The 20,063-nt window shown below is 36.1% G+C and carries 13 protein-coding genes; 11 read left to right on the top strand and 2 right to left on the bottom strand.

What is annotated here, in order from left to right; translation table 11 throughout:
- The first annotated feature begins 67 nt into the window (after positions 1–67).
- Together DFQ03_RS09935 and DFQ03_RS09940 are read left to right on the top strand one after the other, a co-directional pair.
- Positions 68–1,879 (top strand): acyl-CoA dehydrogenase family protein, encoded by a 1,812-nt coding sequence (locus DFQ03_RS09935; protein WP_133673014.1) that lies wholly within the window; start codon positions 68–70, stop codon positions 1,877–1,879.
- Positions 1,880–1,979: 100 nt separating this feature from the next.
- A complete protein-coding gene (locus tag DFQ03_RS09940; RefSeq protein ID WP_133673015.1) occupies positions 1,980–3,416 on the top strand; it encodes a pyridoxal phosphate-dependent decarboxylase family protein in 1,437 nt (478 codons plus the stop codon).
- Here DFQ03_RS09940 and DFQ03_RS09945 read toward each other — a convergent pair.
- Positions 3,405–5,207 (bottom strand): glycoside hydrolase family 15 protein, encoded by a 1,803-nt coding sequence (locus DFQ03_RS09945; RefSeq protein WP_133673016.1) that lies wholly within the window; start codon positions 5,205–5,207, stop codon positions 3,405–3,407. The two genes, DFQ03_RS09940 and DFQ03_RS09945, sit on opposite strands and share 12 nt — an antisense overlap.
- A gap of 103 nt (positions 5,208–5,310) precedes the next feature.
- On the opposite strand from DFQ03_RS09945, the gene DFQ03_RS09950 reads away from it, so the two are divergent.
- From DFQ03_RS09950 to DFQ03_RS09990, 9 genes are all read left to right on the top strand, one after another.
- A complete protein-coding gene (locus DFQ03_RS09950) occupies positions 5,311–7,524 on the top strand; it encodes a bifunctional alpha,alpha-trehalose-phosphate synthase (UDP-forming)/trehalose-phosphatase (protein ID WP_133673017.1) in 2,214 nt (737 codons plus the stop codon).
- Positions 7,525–7,551: 27 nt separating this feature from the next.
- Positions 7,552–9,075, top strand: a complete 1,524-nt coding sequence (locus DFQ03_RS09955) for a nuclear transport factor 2 family protein (RefSeq protein WP_133673018.1) — start codon at positions 7,552–7,554, stop codon at positions 9,073–9,075.
- Between the two features lie 4 nt (positions 9,076–9,079).
- The gene (locus tag DFQ03_RS09960; RefSeq protein WP_133673019.1) at positions 9,080–10,264 is read left to right on the top strand and encodes an MFS transporter; all 1,185 of its coding nucleotides are present in this window, start codon (positions 9,080–9,082) and stop codon (positions 10,262–10,264) included.
- Positions 10,265–10,419: 155 nt separating this feature from the next.
- On the top strand, positions 10,420–11,751 hold the full coding sequence (locus tag DFQ03_RS09965) for a M28 family peptidase (RefSeq protein ID WP_133673020.1): 1,332 nt from the start codon (positions 10,420–10,422) through the stop codon (positions 11,749–11,751).
- 18 nt (positions 11,752–11,769) lie between these two features.
- Positions 11,770–13,377, top strand: a complete 1,608-nt coding sequence (locus DFQ03_RS09970) for a M1 family metallopeptidase (protein ID WP_133673021.1) — start codon at positions 11,770–11,772, stop codon at positions 13,375–13,377.
- 106 nt (positions 13,378–13,483) lie between these two features.
- Positions 13,484–14,599, top strand: a complete 1,116-nt coding sequence (locus DFQ03_RS09975; RefSeq protein WP_133673022.1) for a DUF2914 domain-containing protein — start codon at positions 13,484–13,486, stop codon at positions 14,597–14,599.
- A 145-nt stretch (positions 14,600–14,744) separates the two neighbouring features.
- On the top strand, positions 14,745–15,350 hold the full coding sequence (locus tag DFQ03_RS09980) for a YkgJ family cysteine cluster protein (protein WP_133673023.1): 606 nt from the start codon (positions 14,745–14,747) through the stop codon (positions 15,348–15,350).
- Positions 15,351–15,457: 107 nt separating this feature from the next.
- Positions 15,458–16,093, top strand: a complete 636-nt coding sequence (locus DFQ03_RS09985) for a YqiA/YcfP family alpha/beta fold hydrolase (protein ID WP_133673024.1) — start codon at positions 15,458–15,460, stop codon at positions 16,091–16,093.
- An 11-nt stretch (positions 16,094–16,104) separates the two neighbouring features.
- Positions 16,105–16,572, top strand: a complete 468-nt coding sequence (locus tag DFQ03_RS09990) for a GAF domain-containing protein (protein WP_133673025.1) — start codon at positions 16,105–16,107, stop codon at positions 16,570–16,572.
- 69 nt (positions 16,573–16,641) lie between these two features.
- Here DFQ03_RS09990 and DFQ03_RS09995 read toward each other — a convergent pair whose 3' ends face one another.
- The gene (locus DFQ03_RS09995; protein WP_133673026.1) at positions 16,642–20,037 is read right to left on the bottom strand and encodes a ThuA domain-containing protein; all 3,396 of its coding nucleotides are present in this window, start codon (positions 20,035–20,037) and stop codon (positions 16,642–16,644) included.
- Between the last annotated feature and the right edge of the window lie 26 nt (positions 20,038–20,063).

Consider the following 20,063-nt stretch of genomic DNA (forward strand, 5'->3'; position numbering starts at 1 on the left):
TGATTACTATAAAAGTATTTACTGAATACTTAATACTAATTACTTTATACTAAATACTATTAACATCATGAGTACAGATACAGCAAAAAAAGATATTCTTAGAGGAGGACAGTTCCTTGTCAAAGAAACCAATTGTGAAGATATTTTCACATTAGAAGATTTGAATGAAGAGCAACGCATGATGCGTGAAAGCACCAAAGAATTCGTAGACAGAGAACTTTGGGCACATTGGGAGCGTTTTGAAAATAAAGATTACGCTTTTACCGAAGAAACTATGCGTAAAGCTGGTGAATTAGGGTTATTAAGTGTTGCTGTACCAGAATCTTACGGTGGTATGGGAATGGGTTTTGTATCAACCATGTTGGTTTGTGATTACATTTCTGGTGCTACTGGTTCTTTTAGTACTGCTTTTGGTGCACATACCGGTATTGGTACAATGCCAATTACCCTATATGGATCTGAGGAGCAAAAACAAAAATATGTGCCAAGATTAGCTTCTGGAGAATGGTTCGGCGCTTATTGCCTTACTGAGCCAGGTGCTGGTTCTGATGCAAATTCAGGAAAAACGAAAGCTGTTCTTTCTGAAGATGGTAAATCATACAGTATTACTGGTCAGAAAATGTGGATTTCTAACGCAGGTTTCTGTAATATGTTTATCGTATTTGCTCGTATTGAAGATGATAAAAACATTACCGGTTTTATTGTTGAAAATGACCCAAGTAACGGTATTACTTTAGGTGATGAAGAAAAGAAATTGGGTATTCACTCCTCTTCTACTCGTCAGGTGTTCTTTAATGAAACAAAAGTTTCTGTAGAGAATATGCTTTCTACTAGAGGAAACGGATTTAAAATTGCAATGAACGCTTTAAATGTTGGTCGTATTAAATTAGCGGCTGCTTGTTTAGATGCTCAAAGAAGAGTTATCGGTGAAGCTACTAAATATGCAAATGAGCGTATTCAGTTCAAAACTCCGATTATGAACTTTGGCGCTATCAAATCTAAAATTGCCGAGATGGCAACTAGCGTTTATGTTGATGAATCTGCAAGTTACCGTGCTGCTAAAAATATAGAAGATCGAATAGCTATTCGTGAAGCTGAAGGTAATTCGCACCAAGAGGCTGAACTTAAAGGTGTCGAAGAATATGCTATTGAATGTTCTATTCTTAAAGTAGCTGTTTCTGAAGATTGTCAAAATACTACAGATGAAGGAATCCAAATTTTCGGTGGTATGGGCTTTAGCGCCGATACTCCTATGGAATCTGCTTGGAGAGATTCTAGAATTGCACGTATTTATGAAGGTACCAACGAAATTAATAGAATGTTAGCGGTAGGTATGCTTGTTAAAAAAGCTATGAAAGGTCATGTTGATCTTTTGGGTCCTGCTACTGCTGTTGGTGAAGAGTTAATGGGTATTCCTTCTTTTGATACTCCAGATTTTTCTGAACTATTCGCTGAAGAAAAAGATATCTTGAAAAGACTTAAAAAAGTTTTCTTAATGGTTGCTGGATCTGCAGTACAGAAATACGGAGCAGATTTAGAGAATCACCAACAATTAATGTTGGCTGCCTCTGATATTCTTATTGAAGTATACATGGCAGAATCTGCTTTATTACGTACTGAGAAAAATGCAAAACGATTTGGAGAAGAAGCACAAGCTACACAAATAGCGATGTCTAGACTATACTTGTTCAATGCTACTGAAACTATTATTAATAAAGGAAAAGAAGCTATCGTTTCTTTTGCTGAAGGTGATGAGCAAAGAATGATGTTAATGGGACTTAAACGTTTCACGAAATATACAAATTACCCTAATGTAGTTGCCTTACGCACACAAATTGCCGATAAGGTTGCTGCAGATAACGGTTATACGTTTGACTAATTCAGATTACCTTTTGTTGTTTGGTAAGTTGAATCGAAACCGTCCCAATTGGGGCGGTTTTTTGTTTGGTAAACATTCATATTGCGACTACTTTTAAACCATGCATAAAAAACTACTAGAACAGGTTTACAAAACTTCTGATTTTAATTCAAATGGTCACCTTTTAATCGACCAATTGACTTCTCATTTAGAGGATAAACTCAATGCTTCTTCTCGTAATGCAATTAACTGGAACGAACCTGAAAAGGAACTTGAATTCTGGAAGAATTTTTTATCGGATGGTGATAGTAATGATTTGTTCAAAGAAATTACTAAGAGAACCACACATATACACCACCCTCATTACATGGGTCATCAAGTGAGTCCGCCAGCGCCAATTACAGCATTAACAGGCTTAATTAGTTCCCTAATAAATAATGGTACTGCTGTGTATGAAATGGGCATGTCCTCAAATGCAATAGAGCGAATTATCATTGAGCTGGTATGTAAAAAAATAGGTTTCGCTGAAACTTCTGGAGGATTCTTAACCTCTGGAGGGACATTAGCAAATCTCACAGCACTTTTAAGTGCACGTAAAGCAATTACAAAAAGAGATATTTGGAATAAGGGCAACCAAAACCAATTAGGCATTATGGTAAGCGAAGAAGCGCATTATTGCGTTGATCGTGCGGCTAGAATTATGGGTTTAGGTGAGCAGGGAATTATTAAAGTTCCTGTAACCAAAGAATTTAGAATGGATACGGATTTAATGGAATCTAAATTCAAAGAAGCTCAAGAAAAGGGAATTGAAATATTCGCTATTATTGGTAGTGCCCCTTCTACTGCTACTGGTATTTTTGATGACTTAGAAGTGATTGGAGAATTTGCTAAAAAACAAAACATTTGGTTTCATGTTGATGGCGCACATGGTGGAGCGGGAATTTTTTCAAAAAAATACAAACACACTATTAAAGGTATTGAACTTGCAGATTCCGTTGTTATCGACGGTCACAAGATGATGATGATGCCAGCGCTGACAACTGCCCTTGTCTATAAAGATGTAAAAAATGCCAAAGCAACTTTTAGCCAAAAAGCTGATTATTTATTATCAGATTCTGAGTATGAAGATTGGTACAACTCTGGTAAACGAACGTTTGAATGCACCAAAAATATGATGGCAATTCATTGGTTCACACTTCTAAAATTATACGGAGAAGAAGTCTTTGACGCCAATGTTACCCTACTCTATGATATGGGCGCGCTATTTGCAAGTTTAATTGAGCAAGAGCCAAATTTGGAATTGGCACTTCAACCAATGTCCAACATTGTATGTTTTAGATACTATTCACCAGGGTTAGATACAGAAGAATTAAATGCCTTAAATGCAAAAATTCGCCAATTCTTATTAGAAGACGGCGAATTTTATATTGTACAAACGAAGCTAAAAGGATCACATTATATGCGTATTACGGTTATGAATCCGTTTTCCACCGAGCAACATTTTAAAGCCCTGATCGATAAAATCAAAGCTTTTTCAACAAGCAGATTATTCTCTTAAAGACTCTAACATTTGATCTTCACTTTCTTTTTTAGAGAAATTGATTGCGCACTCTATCAATGCTAAATGTGAGTAGGCTTGCGGAAAGTTTCCTAACAATCTCTTTGTCTTAAAATCAATATCTTCACTAAAGAGACCTAAATGATTGCTATAACTTAATAAGCGTTCAAAATACTCTTGTGCTTTCTTACGTTCTCCAATTTTAAACAAGCTATTTATATACCAAAAAGTACATACTGTAAATGATGATGAAGGTAAACCAAAATCATCTTCATTTTTATAACGATACAGCAATCCGTCATTGTTTAACTCCTTACCTATGGCGTTAACTGTTTTAATATAGCGTTCGTCTTTAGCTTTCACGCATCCGTAAGATTCCATCAATAACACAGAGGCATCTAACTCTTTTGACCCGTAAGATTGCGTGTATGCTCCAACTTCTTCGTTCCATGCGTTGTCATAGATGTCTTTCCAAATTTCTGCTCTAATAGGCTCCCATTTTTCAATTTTATGTTTCTTACCTAACATTTCTGCCACTTTTATCGCACGATCTAAAGCTGTCCAACATAATACTTTTGAAAAGGTAAAATGTCGATCTTCTGTTCTGAACTCCCAGATACCCTTATCGGCATCCTTCCAGTTGTTACTTACGATCCAAACGATTCCTTTTGTTATTGCCCAAAGATCTTCACCATTTTCTATATCTATGCTGAATTTCACCATCTGTTCATATATCACATCCATCAGAATACCATAAATATCATTCTGTTTTTGGTGATATGCCGCATTACCTATACGTACTGGTTTAGATCCTTTATAACCCGCTAAGTGTTCTAGTGTTTCTTCGGTCAGTTTCTTCTCTTTGTTGATACCATACATGATTTGTAACTTCTCTGCCTTATCTGGTATCAAATCAATAATGAACTGTAAATAGCGTTTTGCAACATTTTTATGCCCCAATTCAGATACGACCTTAATCACCATAGATGCATCACGGATCCAACAGAATCGATAATCCCAATTACGTACTTCGCCAATAGTTTCAGGCAAAGATGTCGTTGCTGCCGCTAATACGGCACCGGTCTTATCATAACTTAAAAGCTTTAGCGTCAGTGCACTTCTAGAAATCTCTTCATTATATTTCTTGTAGGTCGGTGTTAGATTAGACCAGTTCAACCAATATACCTTTGTATTCTGCAACTCTAAATAGGCTCTTTCTGTAGTTGGTAATAACAACTTCTCGTTGTAGCCCATAAGCATATACTCATCTTGAGTCAGCTCTACTTCAGCACTATTTACAACAGATTCTTTATCAAATGACGTGTATAAGAAAACGGTATCGAACTTTACATCGTGGGTTAAACTTGCTATAAAGTCTTTTTTAATAAAGGTTTCCGTTTTCCCCATCGCATATTCCAACTTTGGGTCATACAATACCGAAAAACAAGGCTTGCCGGATATATACTTAAAATATCGCACCAATTCTGGTGGAGAATGATATTTTTTCTCCTCTTTTCGATATCTCGGCATAAAATCATGAATTTCAAAATGATTACTACCAGACTTAAATGAAGTAATCAAAATACTAGTGTATTGTTCGTATTTCTGGGTGATTTCATAACTATCATCAACATTTATTTCAAAACTGCCACCAATTTTTTCATCTAACAATTTGGCAAAAACCGATGGACTATCAAATTCTGGCAAACAACACCAGTCGATACCTCCTGTCTTTGAAATTAATGCTGCACTTCTACAATTCCCTATTATTCCGTAGTCTAAATTATCCATTCAATAAAAATCTTGATTCATATGAGGTTTCAATTGCTATTGCCCTCCTTTTTCCCGAAATTTAGAGAAATAATTATCAAGAAGTAGCAAAAAAAACTCTTTTATGGCGAAAACTATCATTATCTCAAATAGACTACCTGTACAATTACAAATTAGCAATGGAGACATTACTGCTGTGCCAAGTGTCGGTGGATTAGCCACTGGTATGAAATCTGTACACACTGGCGGCGATAGTCTTTGGATTGGTTGGAGCGGATTAACAGATGAGGAAATACCTGAAGAACTGATTCCTAAAATTGATAGCGCATTAGCCGAACATGGATCTTCTAAAGTAAATCTTACAGAAAAAGAAGTGGACGGTTTTTACTACGGATTCAGTAATAGAACTATATGGCCACTGTTCCATTACTTTTTAGAATATTCTGAGTTTGAACTTGAAAGTTGGGAAATTTATAAAGCCGTGAATCAAAAATTTGCCGATGCCATTCTAGAAAAAGCAGATAATGAAGATACTATTTGGATTCACGATTACCAACTAATGTTAGTACCACAAATGGTACGTGCTGAAAGACCAGAGATTTCTATTGGCTTCTTTTTACACATTCCTTTTCCTTCTTATGAAATATTTAGAACACTACCTTGGCGACAAGAGGTGCTACAAGGTCTATTAGGTTCAGACTTAATTGGTTTTCATACTTACGATTACGAACGTCACTTTTTAAGCTCTGTTCGAAGACTATTAGGCTTAGAGGTAAGTTTTAACGATATCTACCTTGACGATAGGGTTATAAAAGTAGACTCTTTTCCCATGGGAATCGACTACAAGAAATTTAGCGATGCAGCTAAAGAGCATTCTCAGCGAAGCGAAGACGAAAAGTCTGAATTACAAAAAAGATTGGATACCCATAAGAAATCGGCACCAGATGCTAAATTCTTTTTATCTATTGACCGATTAGATTATACCAAAGGTATTGCGAAGCGATTAAATGCCTTTGAGTATTTCTTAAATAAATACCCGCAGTATAAAGAAAAAGTAAGACTTATTATTCTTGCTGTTCCTTCGCGTTCTAACGTTCCACAATATCAATTACTAAAACGTGAGGTTGATGAATTGGTTGGTCGCATAAATGGAGAATTATCTACCGTAAGCTGGACACCTATTTGGTATTTCTATAGATCTATGCCTTTTGATAATTTAATTGACCTGTACACATCTTCAGATATTGCTTGGTTAACGCCTATTAGGGATGGTATGAATTTGGTAGCCAAAGAATACATTGCTACTAGAACGGATAAAACAGGTGTGCTAATCCTTAGTGAAATGGCCGGTTCTGCCAATGAAATGAATGAATCATTATTAATTAACCCTAATAACTTTGAACAAATAGCAGATGCACTTTTTGAGGCTATCAACATGCCAAAAGAAGAACAAATTTCTAGAAACACGTTATTGCAAAAAAGATTGGAGCGCTATAACGTAGAGAAATGGGCGAACGACTTCATGAATTCTTTAGTAGGTCAAAAAGAAAAAGACCAGACCTATAAGTCGAAAAAATTATCGACCGACCTTATGAATACGGTAATGGATAAGTACAATAAAGCTAAAAGAAGACTAGTATTCTTAGACTATGACGGTACATTGGCTGGTTTTCATACCGATCCTCAAAAGGCATCGCCTGATGAAGAATTGTACAAACTTTTAGACGAGATTTCTTCGCAGCCAAATACAGATATGTATTTGATTAGCGGTAGGGACAAGGAAACGTTTACCAAATGGTTCTTACCTAAAAAATACAACATGATTGTTGAGCATGGTGTGTGGATTTCTCAAGGTGGTGAAGAATTTAGAATGCTGGAAAATGTTAAGAAAGACTGGATGGAGAAAATTTTACCAGTGTTAGAATCTTTTGTTGACAGAACACCTGGTAGTTTTATTGAAGAGAAAAATTACTCTTTGGCATGGCATTATAGAAAAACAGATCCTGACTTTGGTCAAAAGCGTTCTGTTGAACTAAATACGGTACTTACCAGTCTTATTGCCAATGACGACTTAAGCGTTTTAAATGGTAATAAGGTAATGGAAATTAAAAGTAGTAACGTAAACAAAGGGCGAGCTTCTATGCGTGTGTATACCGAACATGATTACGATTTTGTTTTCGCAATTGGTGATGATTGGACCGATGAATTTATGTTTCAAGAACTACCAGAGGAATCTATTACCGTAAAAGTGGGACGTCAAAAAACACAAGCAAGATATTTTGTTGACAACACTAAAAATGTTCGTACAATTTTAAAAAGATTCGCCAACAAAAAATAAGTTTACATACTAGCCACTCTCATTAATATGAAACAAATTTACACCCTTACATTCGTAAGTGTTTTTTGCAGCCTTACTACTTATGCCCAACAAGGCACAGAAGTTTATTTAGCGAATTTAGATTTGGGTAATGACAGTTTGAAAATTAATAGGGTTATAAACATATCTCAAAACGAAGGTTATGACAATCAGCCTTCATTTTTTTCTGATGACAAAATTCTTTTTGCTTCAACTAGAAATAGTCAAACAGATATTATTCTATATGATATAAACGATAAAAAATCAACTTGGCTTTCACATACACCCAATGGCAGTGAATATTCTCCTTTAAAAATTCCTGAAAAAGAGGCTATTTCAGCCGTGCGCTTAGATGAAGATGGCTTACAACGTTTATATGAGTATAGTTTAAAGACAGGTGAATCAAAGGTTTTATTACCCAATTTAAAAGTGGGTTATCATGTTTGGTATTCCAGTGACATTATCGTGTGTACGGTTTTAGTTGAAAACAGTATGGATTTAGTGGTGTATAACCTAAAAGAAAATACCAATTACACTGCTCAGAAAAATGTAGGTAGGTCGTTGCATAAAATTCCTAATTCTGAACTCATTAGCTTTATTTCAAAAGATGTAGAGAAGAGTATTATAAAATCACTACACCCAAGTTCTAGAGAAACGAAAGAGATTATTCCACTTTTAGGAGATATCGAAGATGTTTGTTGGACTGCTGATGGAAGCTTAATAACTGCTAATAATAGTAACCTTTTAACCTTTAAGCCATCACTTGACAAAGAATGGAATTTATTTTTCAAATTTCAACAAACTGATATTCATGGATTATCAAGACTAGCAATTAGTCCCAACGGAAAGTATATTTCTTTGGTATCTAAAGATGCTCCAGATAAAATTGTACAAAAGCAAGTAGATACTTTTAATGCACGAGATTTAGAAGCATTCGCAAATTGTTATTTAGAAGATGTTGTAGTGAAAAATTTTCCCTCAGATATTTTATACACAGGTAGACAACAATTAAAAGAGAACTACAAAGCTTTTTATAAAAGAACACCTGCTATAGAAGTTAAAGTATCTTCAAGAATTGTAATTGGTGCTACTGTAATTGACCAAGAATTTGTTTCTATTGGTGATAAACAGAAACAGCAAGTGGCTATTTATGAAACTGCCGGACTCATAAAAAGCATGACTTTTATTAGCGATGAAAAAACAACTTTTGACCCAGAGGTCATTGTTCAAAGGCAACTTGAAGCTTATAATAATAGAGATATCGAAAGTTTTTTAGCCACGTATTCTAAACAAGCAAAAATTTATAACTACCCAGGAGAATTAAGATCTGAAGGCACAGATGCAATGCGTACTGGCTATACCGAATTCTTTAATTCTGCCCCTGATCTACATTGCGAAATTCTCAATAGAATTGTTATTGGAAATACCGTTATCGATGAAGAGTCAATAACTGCAAATGGCAAAACTTTTAAAGGCGTAGCTATTTATGAAGTCGAAAATAATGAGATAGCTAAAGTCACATTTGTCAATTAATCTATTGAAACAAAAGCTACATATTCTTCCCATCATTATTCTATCGCAATTTGCCTGTACCTCTACTTGGTTTGCAGGAAATGCTATTATAGAATCACTAACTAAAAAGTTAGATTTTGGTCCAGATATTATTAGTTACGTAATCTCTTCGGTACAATTCGGATTTATCGTTGGAACGCTAATATTCGGAGTTTTAATGATTGCAGATCGGTTTTCTCCATCAAAGGTTTTTATGATTTGTGCCTTTCTAGCATCTGTTTCTAATTTGACATTAATCTATCCAGAATTGAACCTGGGTGGTTTACTACTCGCGAGATTTAGTACAGGTTTCTTTTTAGCAGGTATTTATCCCGTGGGAATGAAAATTGCCGCAGATTATTATGAAAAAGGACTCGGCAAAGCATTGGGATTTTTGGTAGGAGCATTAGTTTTAGGTACTGCTTTTCCGTTTTTAATTAAAGGGAGCCCTTTAGCAAGTCATCCAGATAAGGTTATTTTGTTGACATCTGGCATTACAGCTTTGGGCGGACTATTACTCTTTTTACTGGTGCCCAATGGTCCGTACAGAGTGGCAAGTACGGGTTTGAAATTTGATGCGGGACCAAAGCTTTTTAAAAATTTTGAATTTAAAAAAGCTGCTTTCGGGTATTTCGGACATATGTGGGAACTCTATGCTTTTTGGGCATTTACACCTGTTGCAATACAATGGTACGCCATACAATCTGGTCATAATATTTCTGTATCCCTTTGGTCGGGAATCGTTATTGCCCTTGGTGGATTATCCTGTGCCTACGGCGGCATTATTTCACAACGAATAGGCAGTAAAAAGGTAGCTCTAATAGCATTGGTAGCATCAGGATTTCTATGTTTAGTTTCTCCTTTGCTGTTTTCACTTCCTATATATCTATTTTTAACAGGCTGGTGTCTATGGGGCATTGCAATTACCGCTGATTCTCCTCAATTCTCAAACTTGGTAGCATCGGCTGTTGCACCCGAACTAAAAGGAACCGCACTTACATTGGTAAATTGTATTGGTTTTGCCATTACCATTGTAAGTATTCAACTTCTAGGATCACTTCAATCAATAGTGCCTACCTATCTTTTATTTATTCCTTTAGCTATTGGCCCGTTGCTTGGTGTATATAATTTAAATATTAATAAAAAAAACAGCGGTAGTTCAAAAAGTTGATACCATTCTCTGTTTAAATAGCACTACCTTTTTATCCTATCAAAATAATACCATAAGCTCCTATACTTTTATACATGAAATTATGCTCAACCCTATATTTTACTTAATTTTAGAAACCTATTGCCCAAACTAACTTTACTCAAAAAATACTTGAAATGAAAAAATTGTTACTCTTCACTTTATTAACTTCGACTATGACGTTAACAGCGCAAACCGACCAACGTATTTATGATATTATCGATGCCGTTTCTGCCGAACGAATAGAAAACGATGTTACCAGACTTGCAAATTTTGGTACTAGACATACGTTAAGCGATACGGTCTCAACAACAAGGGGAATTGGTGCCGCTAGACGTTGGATAAAAAGTGATTTCGAAAAAACTTCAGCTGAATGTAACGGGTGTTTAAATGTTTTCTTTCAAAAAGATTTAGTAAAAAAAGGTGCTAACGATCGTATTATAAAAGATGTAGAAGTTGTTAATGTACTGGCTATTCAAAAGGGAACAAAATATCCAAATCGCTATATAATTATGAGTGGCGATATCGATTCTCGTATAAGTGACCCTACTAATTTTACCGATGATTCCCCCGGTGCGAATGACAATGCCAGTGGTATGGCAGGTACACTTGAGGCTGCCCGTGTGCTTTCTAAATATAAATTCGAGAACAGCATTATCTATATGGGTCTTTCTGGTGAAGAGCAAGGTCTTTTTGGCGGTGGTGGTATTGCCCAATACGCTAAAGATAAAGGCTGGGAAGTTATTGGCATTTTCAATAATGATATGATCGGTAATATTACTGGTGTCGATGGTACGGTAAGCAATGTAGATTTTAGAATTTTCTCAGAACCTGTACCACCGACCGAAACCGAAGCACAACGTAAAGCAAGACGTTTTTATGGTGGTGAAGTTGATGGTGTATCTAGACAACTCGCGCGCTATGTGCATAAAAATGTGAAACAGTACATGCCAGAAATGAACCCAATGATGATTTATCGTTTGGATCGTTTTGGTCGTGGTGGGCACCATAGACCTTTTAATGATGCAGGTTTCCCGGGTATTCGTATTATGGAAGCTCATGAGAACTACACGCAACAACATCAAGATATTCGTGTTGAAGACGGTATTGCTTACGGCGATGTCTTAAAACATGTTAACTTTAAATATGCAGCTAAATTAACAGCTGTAAACGCAATTAACTTGGCATCTATTGCTTGGGCACCACCTGCTCCAAAAACCGTTAAAATAGGCGGTATTGTTGAACCTGCCGCTAAATTTCAATGGAGTAAGGTAGATGGTGCAAAAGGATATAAAATATACTGGAGAGATACTACATCGCCAACTTGGGACCATAGTAGATATGTTGGTGACGTTTCTGAATTTGTTTTAGAAGGCATTGTTATCGATAATTTTTTCTTCGGAGTATCAGCTGTTGGCGAAGACGGATTCGAGAGCCCGGTTGTTTTTCCTAATGGAATTTTTAGATAGACTTAATCTATATTAGACATGAACAAACTACTAGTTGCTTTTACCCTTGGGATATTTACTTTTTCGCAAGCCCAGACCTTTACCGAACAAGATACACTTAGAGGTAGTATTACCCCTGAACGTGAATGGTGGGACCTAAATTATTATCACCTAGATATTGATGTTAATCCTACTGATAAGTTTATCAACGGAAGCAATACAATTAGCTACGAAGTGCTGAAACCTCATCAAGTACTACAAGTAGATTTGCAACCGCCATTACGTATTGAAAAAGTGACTCAAGATGGAGTTGAACTTGAAGTGACACATAACATAAATGCTCATTTCATACAACTTACCAAACCTCAGCAAGTAGGTGATTTCAATGAGGTAATCGTAACATATTCCGGACATCCAAAAGAAGCGGTTAGAGCCCCATGGGATGGAGGATTTTCATGGAAGAAAGATGCAAACGGTAAAGATTTCGTCGCTACTTCTTGCCAAGGGCTAGGCGCAAGTGTTTGGTGGCCAAATAAAGACCATATGTACGACGAGGTTGATAGCATGTTAATCAGTGTAAAAGCTCCAAAGGGACTTATGAACATCTCTAACGGCCGCCTTAGAAGTATTGACAAGGAAACTAATACCAGTAATTGGTTTGTTTCTAATCCTATTAACAACTATGGTGTTAATGTAAACATTGGTGATTACATACATTTCGATGAAATATATCAAGGCGAAAAAGGTGTACTTGACATGGATTATTATGTTTTAAAAGATAATCTAGAGAAAGCTGAAGTACATTTTAAAGATGCCCCTAAAATGATGCAAGCCTTTGAATACTGGTTCGGGCCCTACCCTTTTTACGAGGACTCATTTAAATTGGTAGAAGTACCTTATTTGGGCATGGAACACCAAAGCTCTGTTACCTATGGCAATCAATATAAAAAAGGATATTTAGGCAGAGATTTATCAGGTACCGGTTGGGGATTAAAATTCGATTTTATTATTATTCATGAAGCCGGGCACGAATGGTTTGCAAATAATATTACCTATAAAGATGCTGCAGATATGTGGGTTCACGAAGGCTTTACCTGCTATTCTGAAAGCCTATTTTTAGACTACCATTATGGTACCGAAGCAGCAAATGCATATGTTCAGGGTATTCGAAATAATATTAGAAATGACAAACCTATTATCGGCATCTACAATGTAAATCATGAAGGTAGTGGCGATATGTATTATAAGGGTTCTAATATTCTTCACACATTGCGACAGGTGGTAAATGATGATAGAAAATGGAGAACTATTCTACGTGGTCTTAATTCTGAATTCTATCATAAAACAGTTACTACCGACGAAATTGAGAAGGTAATCGGGATAAAAATGAAGCGCGATTTAAAACCGTTCTTTGACCAGTACTTACGAACGACCAAAATTCCGGTTTTCGAATATAAGGTGAAAGGTAAAAAAGTATCTTATCGCTTTATCAATACGGTAGATAATTTTAGTCTGCCTATTAAAGTATATATCGATGACACACCAGTTTGGCTTGAACCAAGTATGGAATGGCAATCTAAAAAAATGAAAGGTAATCCTAAAACCTTACGTGTAGACCCAAATTTCTATATCGAAATCAACCCGTAAAGTTCACTTAATAACATATTTATTTTTAGCGTTCATCATAAATTAAATAGGGTTAATTTCCTTTTTAAATTAAGGTATTTTTGCCGCAGCAATTTGTTAGGTTTCCATGAAAAAAACGCTCGCGATATATCGAAATAGTGCCTTTAGATCTTTTATTAGAAGACATTCTAAATATGCACCAATACTATTTTTTATTGGAGGATTCATTTTTGACACCCTAACATTAGGTCGTATTGATCGCACCTATGATCTAACGGTTTTATGTCTGCACATGACCTCATTATCTATTGTACTCTATCTCTATAATCTAGCTGATGATGACAAATGGAAAAATACTTTCTTAGAACGATTTGAAGAATATTTGCCATTGGCTATTCAATTCTTTTTCGGCGGATTATCAAGTGCTTATGTCATCTACTTCTCTAGAAGTGTTTCCTTATCTAAAACTGCATCATTTTTTATAATTCTTGTGTTATTATTGATTGCCAATGAATTTCTAAAAAAAAGAATCTCTAATAAATATTTACAATTTGGGGTATACTACTTTATTAGTTTTACATTTTTCACTTTTATGATTCCTGTATTCTTAAAGGAATTAAACACCAACGTATTTTTAATTTCAGGTGCGGTTAGCTTAGTTAGTACTTTGGTTCTACTCACCTTTATCTATAGTAAAAGTCCTAGTACGCGCAAAGAAATAAAACTTGGTAAAATGATTGCCATAATCTTAGCTATTTATGGTATCATAAATCTTTTTTACTTTCTAAGATTAATACCACCGGTTCCATTAGCCTTAGACAAGGGTATGGTTGCCCACGATATTGTGTTAAAAAACGGTAATTATGAAGTTACTTATGAATCTGAAGAATCGTTCGTTTTCTGGAGAAAACACAAACTAGATTACAGCTATACTCCAGATCAACGTGTTTATATATTTTCTTCAATTTTTGCCCCTACAGATTTAAAAAAATCTATTTTTCATCGATGGAGAAGATATAATGATGAAACTAAAGAATGGGTGAACGTAGAAGATATTGGTTATGATATTACGGGAGGTAGAGATGGTGGTTTTAGGGGTTACACCTACAAAACCAATGTAACCCCGGGCGAATGGGAAGTTCAAGTACTAACTGAAGAAGAACAAGTTTTAGGTGTCATCGGTTTTCATATTAATCTTAATACAAACCAAAAACCATTGCGTCTGAAGACCTCAAAATTCTAATTTGATTTCATTACCACATTTAAATAATTAAATTTCAACACCTTAACCTCTCGTCTAATATCGATAATTACTGTAAATTATTTATTATTTAATTTGTTTATCGCATTAAAACATAGTCTACCTTCGCACGACCTTAAATACATAAGTGACAATATATCAAAAAGTTCAAGCGGTTGATCGTATTTTCAACCAATTGGATAAGGACTTGGGCTCCTTTCAAAATTCTACCGGTTTAGGCTGTGTATCCAATTGCGGACTCTGTTGTCTAAAACCGGACATCAATGCTACTGCATTGGAGTTTTTACCCCTAGCCTACCACCTTTTAAAAAATGGTGAAGCTGAAGAATGGTTAGAACAGTTACAAAGTGATAGCGAAAACAAACTTTGCCCAATTTTAAATAAAATTATTGCGCCTGGTTCAAAAGGATTTTGCTCTGATTATGCCCACCGCGGACTCATTTGTAGGTTGTTTGGGTTTTCTGCCATGCTACATAAAAACAACAAACCTACTTTGGTAACTTGTAAACCTATTAAAGAACAAAAGCCAGAAGCTGTTGCTAACGCTGAAGTTCATCTTGCTACAAAAAACAATTATCCCTTGATCAGTAACTACTATATGCAACTGCGTTCTATAGATGAATCGTTAGGAGAAGAAATGTTTCCTATAAGGATTGCTATTGAAAAAGCTATAAATACCGTACTAGGCTATTACGCGTACCGTAAACCACCAAAAAAAAGTAAAGTCGCATAGCTCGATTATCTTTCAAAAAGAGATTAAAACGTACCTTTATAATTGCGTAAGCAATCGACCAAAATACTATTTTGGTTAGTGCATTGTATGATTTTAAACAACCTATTTTGAACGTATACGGAGTTAGTGGTTTAGTTGCTGACAAAAGGGTCTTTGAACATTTGACCTTAGACATTGAGATAATACCCATTGATTCGATAACACCTTATAGCAACGAATCTATTAAAAGTTATTCTAAAAGACTGAGTGCCGTAATTGATGCAAGCAAAGATTTTGCCCTTATAGGTGTTAGCTTTGGCGGATTAATAGCCACAGAGATCAACCAAATACTTAATGCCAAGAAAGTAATTCTTATTTCTTCTGCACAAACAAAAAGCGAATTAAGACTAATTTATAAATGGGTAGGTAATTCTAGAATTTTGAAGCTTATACCCGCTTCTCTATTAAATCCTCCTAAGTTTGTTGCCAAGTACATCATGGGAGCTCATAATTCTAAACTATTTTTTGAAATATTAGATGATACTAATCTATGCTTTGTAAAATGGGCACTGCAAGAATTTACCACTTGGAAGAATACAAATCAATCAACAAAAGTTATCAAAATAAATGGCACAAAAGATAAATTGATTCCGCCTAAAGGTAACACAAGAATGAAACTTATTGAAGGTGGAGAACACTTTATGATTGTAGATAGAGCAAATGAAATCAGCGAAATCATTAATTTTGAATTGAAAAATACTTAGTAAACTATAATATGGACAACTCTAAAGAAATTTTAGCTAAGATTAAAGCCGAATTGATAAAGGAAGCCCCCAACTGGGACGATCTTTTAAAAGTAACCTTGGCGCATTTTGAATGCTCTACAGGTACACTTCATTTTTTAGATAAAGACGCTTTACTACAGCTTCAATCGCAGGTAGGTATTCCTGAGTTTTTGATTCCGAAATTATCTACTATTCCTATAGGTAAAGGTATGGCCGGTATTGCTGCAGAGCGCAGAAAACCTGTTGAAATGTGTAATCTACAAACAGATGATTCAGGAGTAGCTAGACCCTCAGCAAAAGATACTAAAGTAGAAGGTTCATTGGCAGCGCCATTAATGCATAATGAAAAGCTTTATGGCACTATTGGTATTGCTAAACCAGTACCTTACGATTTTACTGAATCTGAAATGGATTTACTAATGGAAATTGGTAAACTGATAAGCAAAAAATTAAGCTAACATTTTTCACCTTTTACATATAAAAAAGCCCGCTACTTAGCGGGCTTTTCATTTCAATGTATTTGGGTTCTATTTAAAGATAGCACCTGTTAAGGCTACTTGAGAAAGCTCTTTACCTTCTTCACCTTTAAAAGTTACATAATATGGTCCATCACCAGAAACTGTTCCCGTTATTGGAATAGTAATCATAGTACCTTGAGAACCTTCTGGCTGGGCTGTTAATTTACCTATACCAACTATTGGTCCGTCAACCGCATTTTCATGTATTTCAAAATCAAAGTACATGGTTGGTGGTGCTTGCCACCCTGCGGTTAGAGAAACAGAATTTACTCCTTTTAAAGACATGTTCTCCAACATAAACCACCCTGCTGATTTGTTGATCAACAATAGATCCATACCACCGAACTGTACCGCTTGCATTCCGTCCAATTTCATTTTGTCATTGAACTTAACTGTGCTACTAGGTATTACCACAGATTTAGAACCTGTTAGCGGAATGGTCCCTTCTGCTCCGGCATCGGTATAACTAGCCGTTATGACCAACATATTACCTGGCGCAGACGATTCGGCCGTTATTGTGCCTTTCGCTGGCAACGATTTTTCTTTCTTATCATCACCATTTAAGGCAAGGATATAAAGTGCTATCTGTCTAGATTCATCTGATGTAACATTAGGGTGTGCAGGCATGGTCACTTCTCCCCATACGCCGTTACCACCGGTTACAATTTTACCTTGTAAGTAGTTTAATGCATCACGACGTTCTTTATATTTCGCAGCTACATCTTTGTAATTAGGCCCTATGGATGCTTCTGCCTCTTTATGGCATGTTTTACAATCCATAGCCTGTGTTAACGCTTTACCTGTTACGGCAGAAGATACTTGTTGGTGACCCATATTCATGGCTACCTTATCCATTCCCTCTAAATAATCAACACTTACAAAAATATTGCTCGCATCAATTTCAGTACCATCTGGATCTGTTACCGATACATCGTATGCAATTTTTTGTCCCGGTAAGTAAAATGCTGGAGTACTTCCGCCTAAAGAAATCTCAACTTCCGGTCTAGAGTTACCTACAATAATACTAGTACTTTCGCTCACCGCTTCTTCACCTTTATCATCTGCAACAGTTACATTTAATTTATATACCCCTGCACCTGCATAACTGTAACTTACGTTAGGTTCGGTTGTTTCTTTGATGTCACCGTTACCAAAATCCCATATATACACAATGGCATCATCTTCGCGATCACTTGCTTCTACTGTTGCATTAACGGTCAACGGAGTTTTTCCTGCTGTTTCACTAACCGTTACTTCATTGATTAACGGCGGTCTATTACCCCCATTATATTCAATATATCCTAAACCTGAATTCGAATTTTGCGAGAACCAACCACTACCGTATTCTAGCAGGTATATTTTACCGTTAGGACCAACTTCCATGTCAATTAGATTATTCACTTTTACATTAGGTGCAAAGGGCTCCATTTTACTGAAATCTCCGTTTTCATCTAAATGCACGGCGAACATCCATCCACGCATCCAGTCATAAATAATCACCTTACCGTCATAATAACTTGGAAGTTTCTCATCACCTTGAAACATATCTGAATAATAGGTAGGTCCTGCCATAGCATTTCTACCTCCTGTTGCCGTTTGCGGAAAATCTTGAGAATCATCATAAGAATAATACACATAAGCCGGCATAGCTGGTGGTAATTCGGTTAACCCCGTATTATTGCGAGAGGTATTCATTGGTTTGGCAGGATCATATTCGGGTCCGCTTTCACCTGTCTCGTAATTATAGGCATTATACGCGAAATTGTTACCTATAAACAATGGCCAACCAAAGTTACCTGCTTTTTTAGCTTGGTTCATTTCGTCATATCCTCTTGGACCTCTAGTACCTAAGCTATCTGCTCGAGCATCAGGACCAACATCGCCCCAGTACACATATCCTCTTTTCATATCTACAGATATTCTATACGGATTTCTATGACCCATAGTATAAATTTCAGGTCTCGTTTTATCTGTACCTACCGGGAATAAGTTTCCTTCAGGAATGTCATATGTACCATCTTCCTTTACTTTTATTCTAAGTATTTTACCACGTAAATCATTCGTGTTTCCTGAAGAACGGCGAGCATCAAATTGCTCATGACCAGGCGTGTCGTTCAAAGGTGCAAACCCGTTATTAACATATTTTTCATCTTTCTCATTAAATGGTGTTGAGTTATCACCTGTTGAAAGATATAGTAAGTTATCTGGTCCAAAAGCAATGGAACCACCTGTATGACAGCATATTTCACGCTGACTATCAACATCTAAAATAACTTGTTCAGATGCTGTATCGAACTTGCCATTTTCAAATTTAAAACGTGATAGACGGTTTATCCACTCATCTCCTGTTGGCGCGTAGTATAGATAAATCCAATGATTGTTCGCATAATCAGGATCTTTTTGCAAGCCCATTAGTCCTTCTTCTGCATTTACCCCGGGAGTATTCAATGTTTTGCTATAAACATCTAGCTTCAATACTTCACTAAGCTCTTGCGTTTCATTGTTATATAACATCACCTCTCCCCTACGTTGTGCCACTAAGACATCTTCGTTTGGCAATACCGTCATTTCGGTAGGTTCAAAAAACTGACCTTCAATTAAGGTGATTTTTGAAAAACGGTCATCCTCAGGTGGTATTTGAGAACTTACTTTTGAATAATCTAGATTTAGGTTTTCACCGATGGCATATTGAATTCCGCCTAACAAATGCTTTAAAAATAAATCTTCAGAAAAACTAGCATCTGCGTGGCCCCCACCTGTGTAAAATGCACGTCCGCCATCAAAATCATGATACCAAGCGATAGGATGAAAATCTCCATTCTTACCACCTTCATAACTAGATTCGTCCAAAGTCATAACTACGTTTACATCTGGATTGATGTTTTTGTAGTTGTACAATTCGTCTTTTCTGGTCCAAACAGAATCCGTGAAAAACTGAGTAGCTATAAAATTCTTATCCTTTATAATGAAATCTGCAGTTGGCATACCCCTTGGGTGACTTAAAAATTGTGCTCCTGCCAACTTATTGTACCAGCCCCAGTCATATTCTGTATCTACTGCTGCATGTACTCCTACATAACCACCTCCAGCTTGAATGTAGCGCTCAAAAGCAGCTTCTTGGTACTGGTCTAAAACATTACCGGTTGTACTTAAAAAGATAATAGCCGAATATTGTTTTAGGTTTTCATCTGTAAAGAGTTCTGCATTCTTGGTAGTATCTACAGCGAATCCATTTTCTAATCCTAACTTTTGAATTGCCGCAACGCCCGCAGGTATCGAAGCATGTTTAAAAGCCATTGTTTTTGAGAAAACCAAAACCTTAGGTTCTCCCTCTCGTTTATTGCCACCACATGAGACAATAATAAGCGCAAAGCCCAAAAGCAGCGCAATGAAGATTTTTTTCATACGTAAATTGTTGTTGTTTAGTTGTT

Origin of the sequence: Maribacter caenipelagi (assembly GCF_004364175.1) — a bacterium.
GTDB classification, from domain to species: Bacteria; Bacteroidota; Bacteroidia; order Flavobacteriales; family Flavobacteriaceae; genus Maribacter; species Maribacter caenipelagi.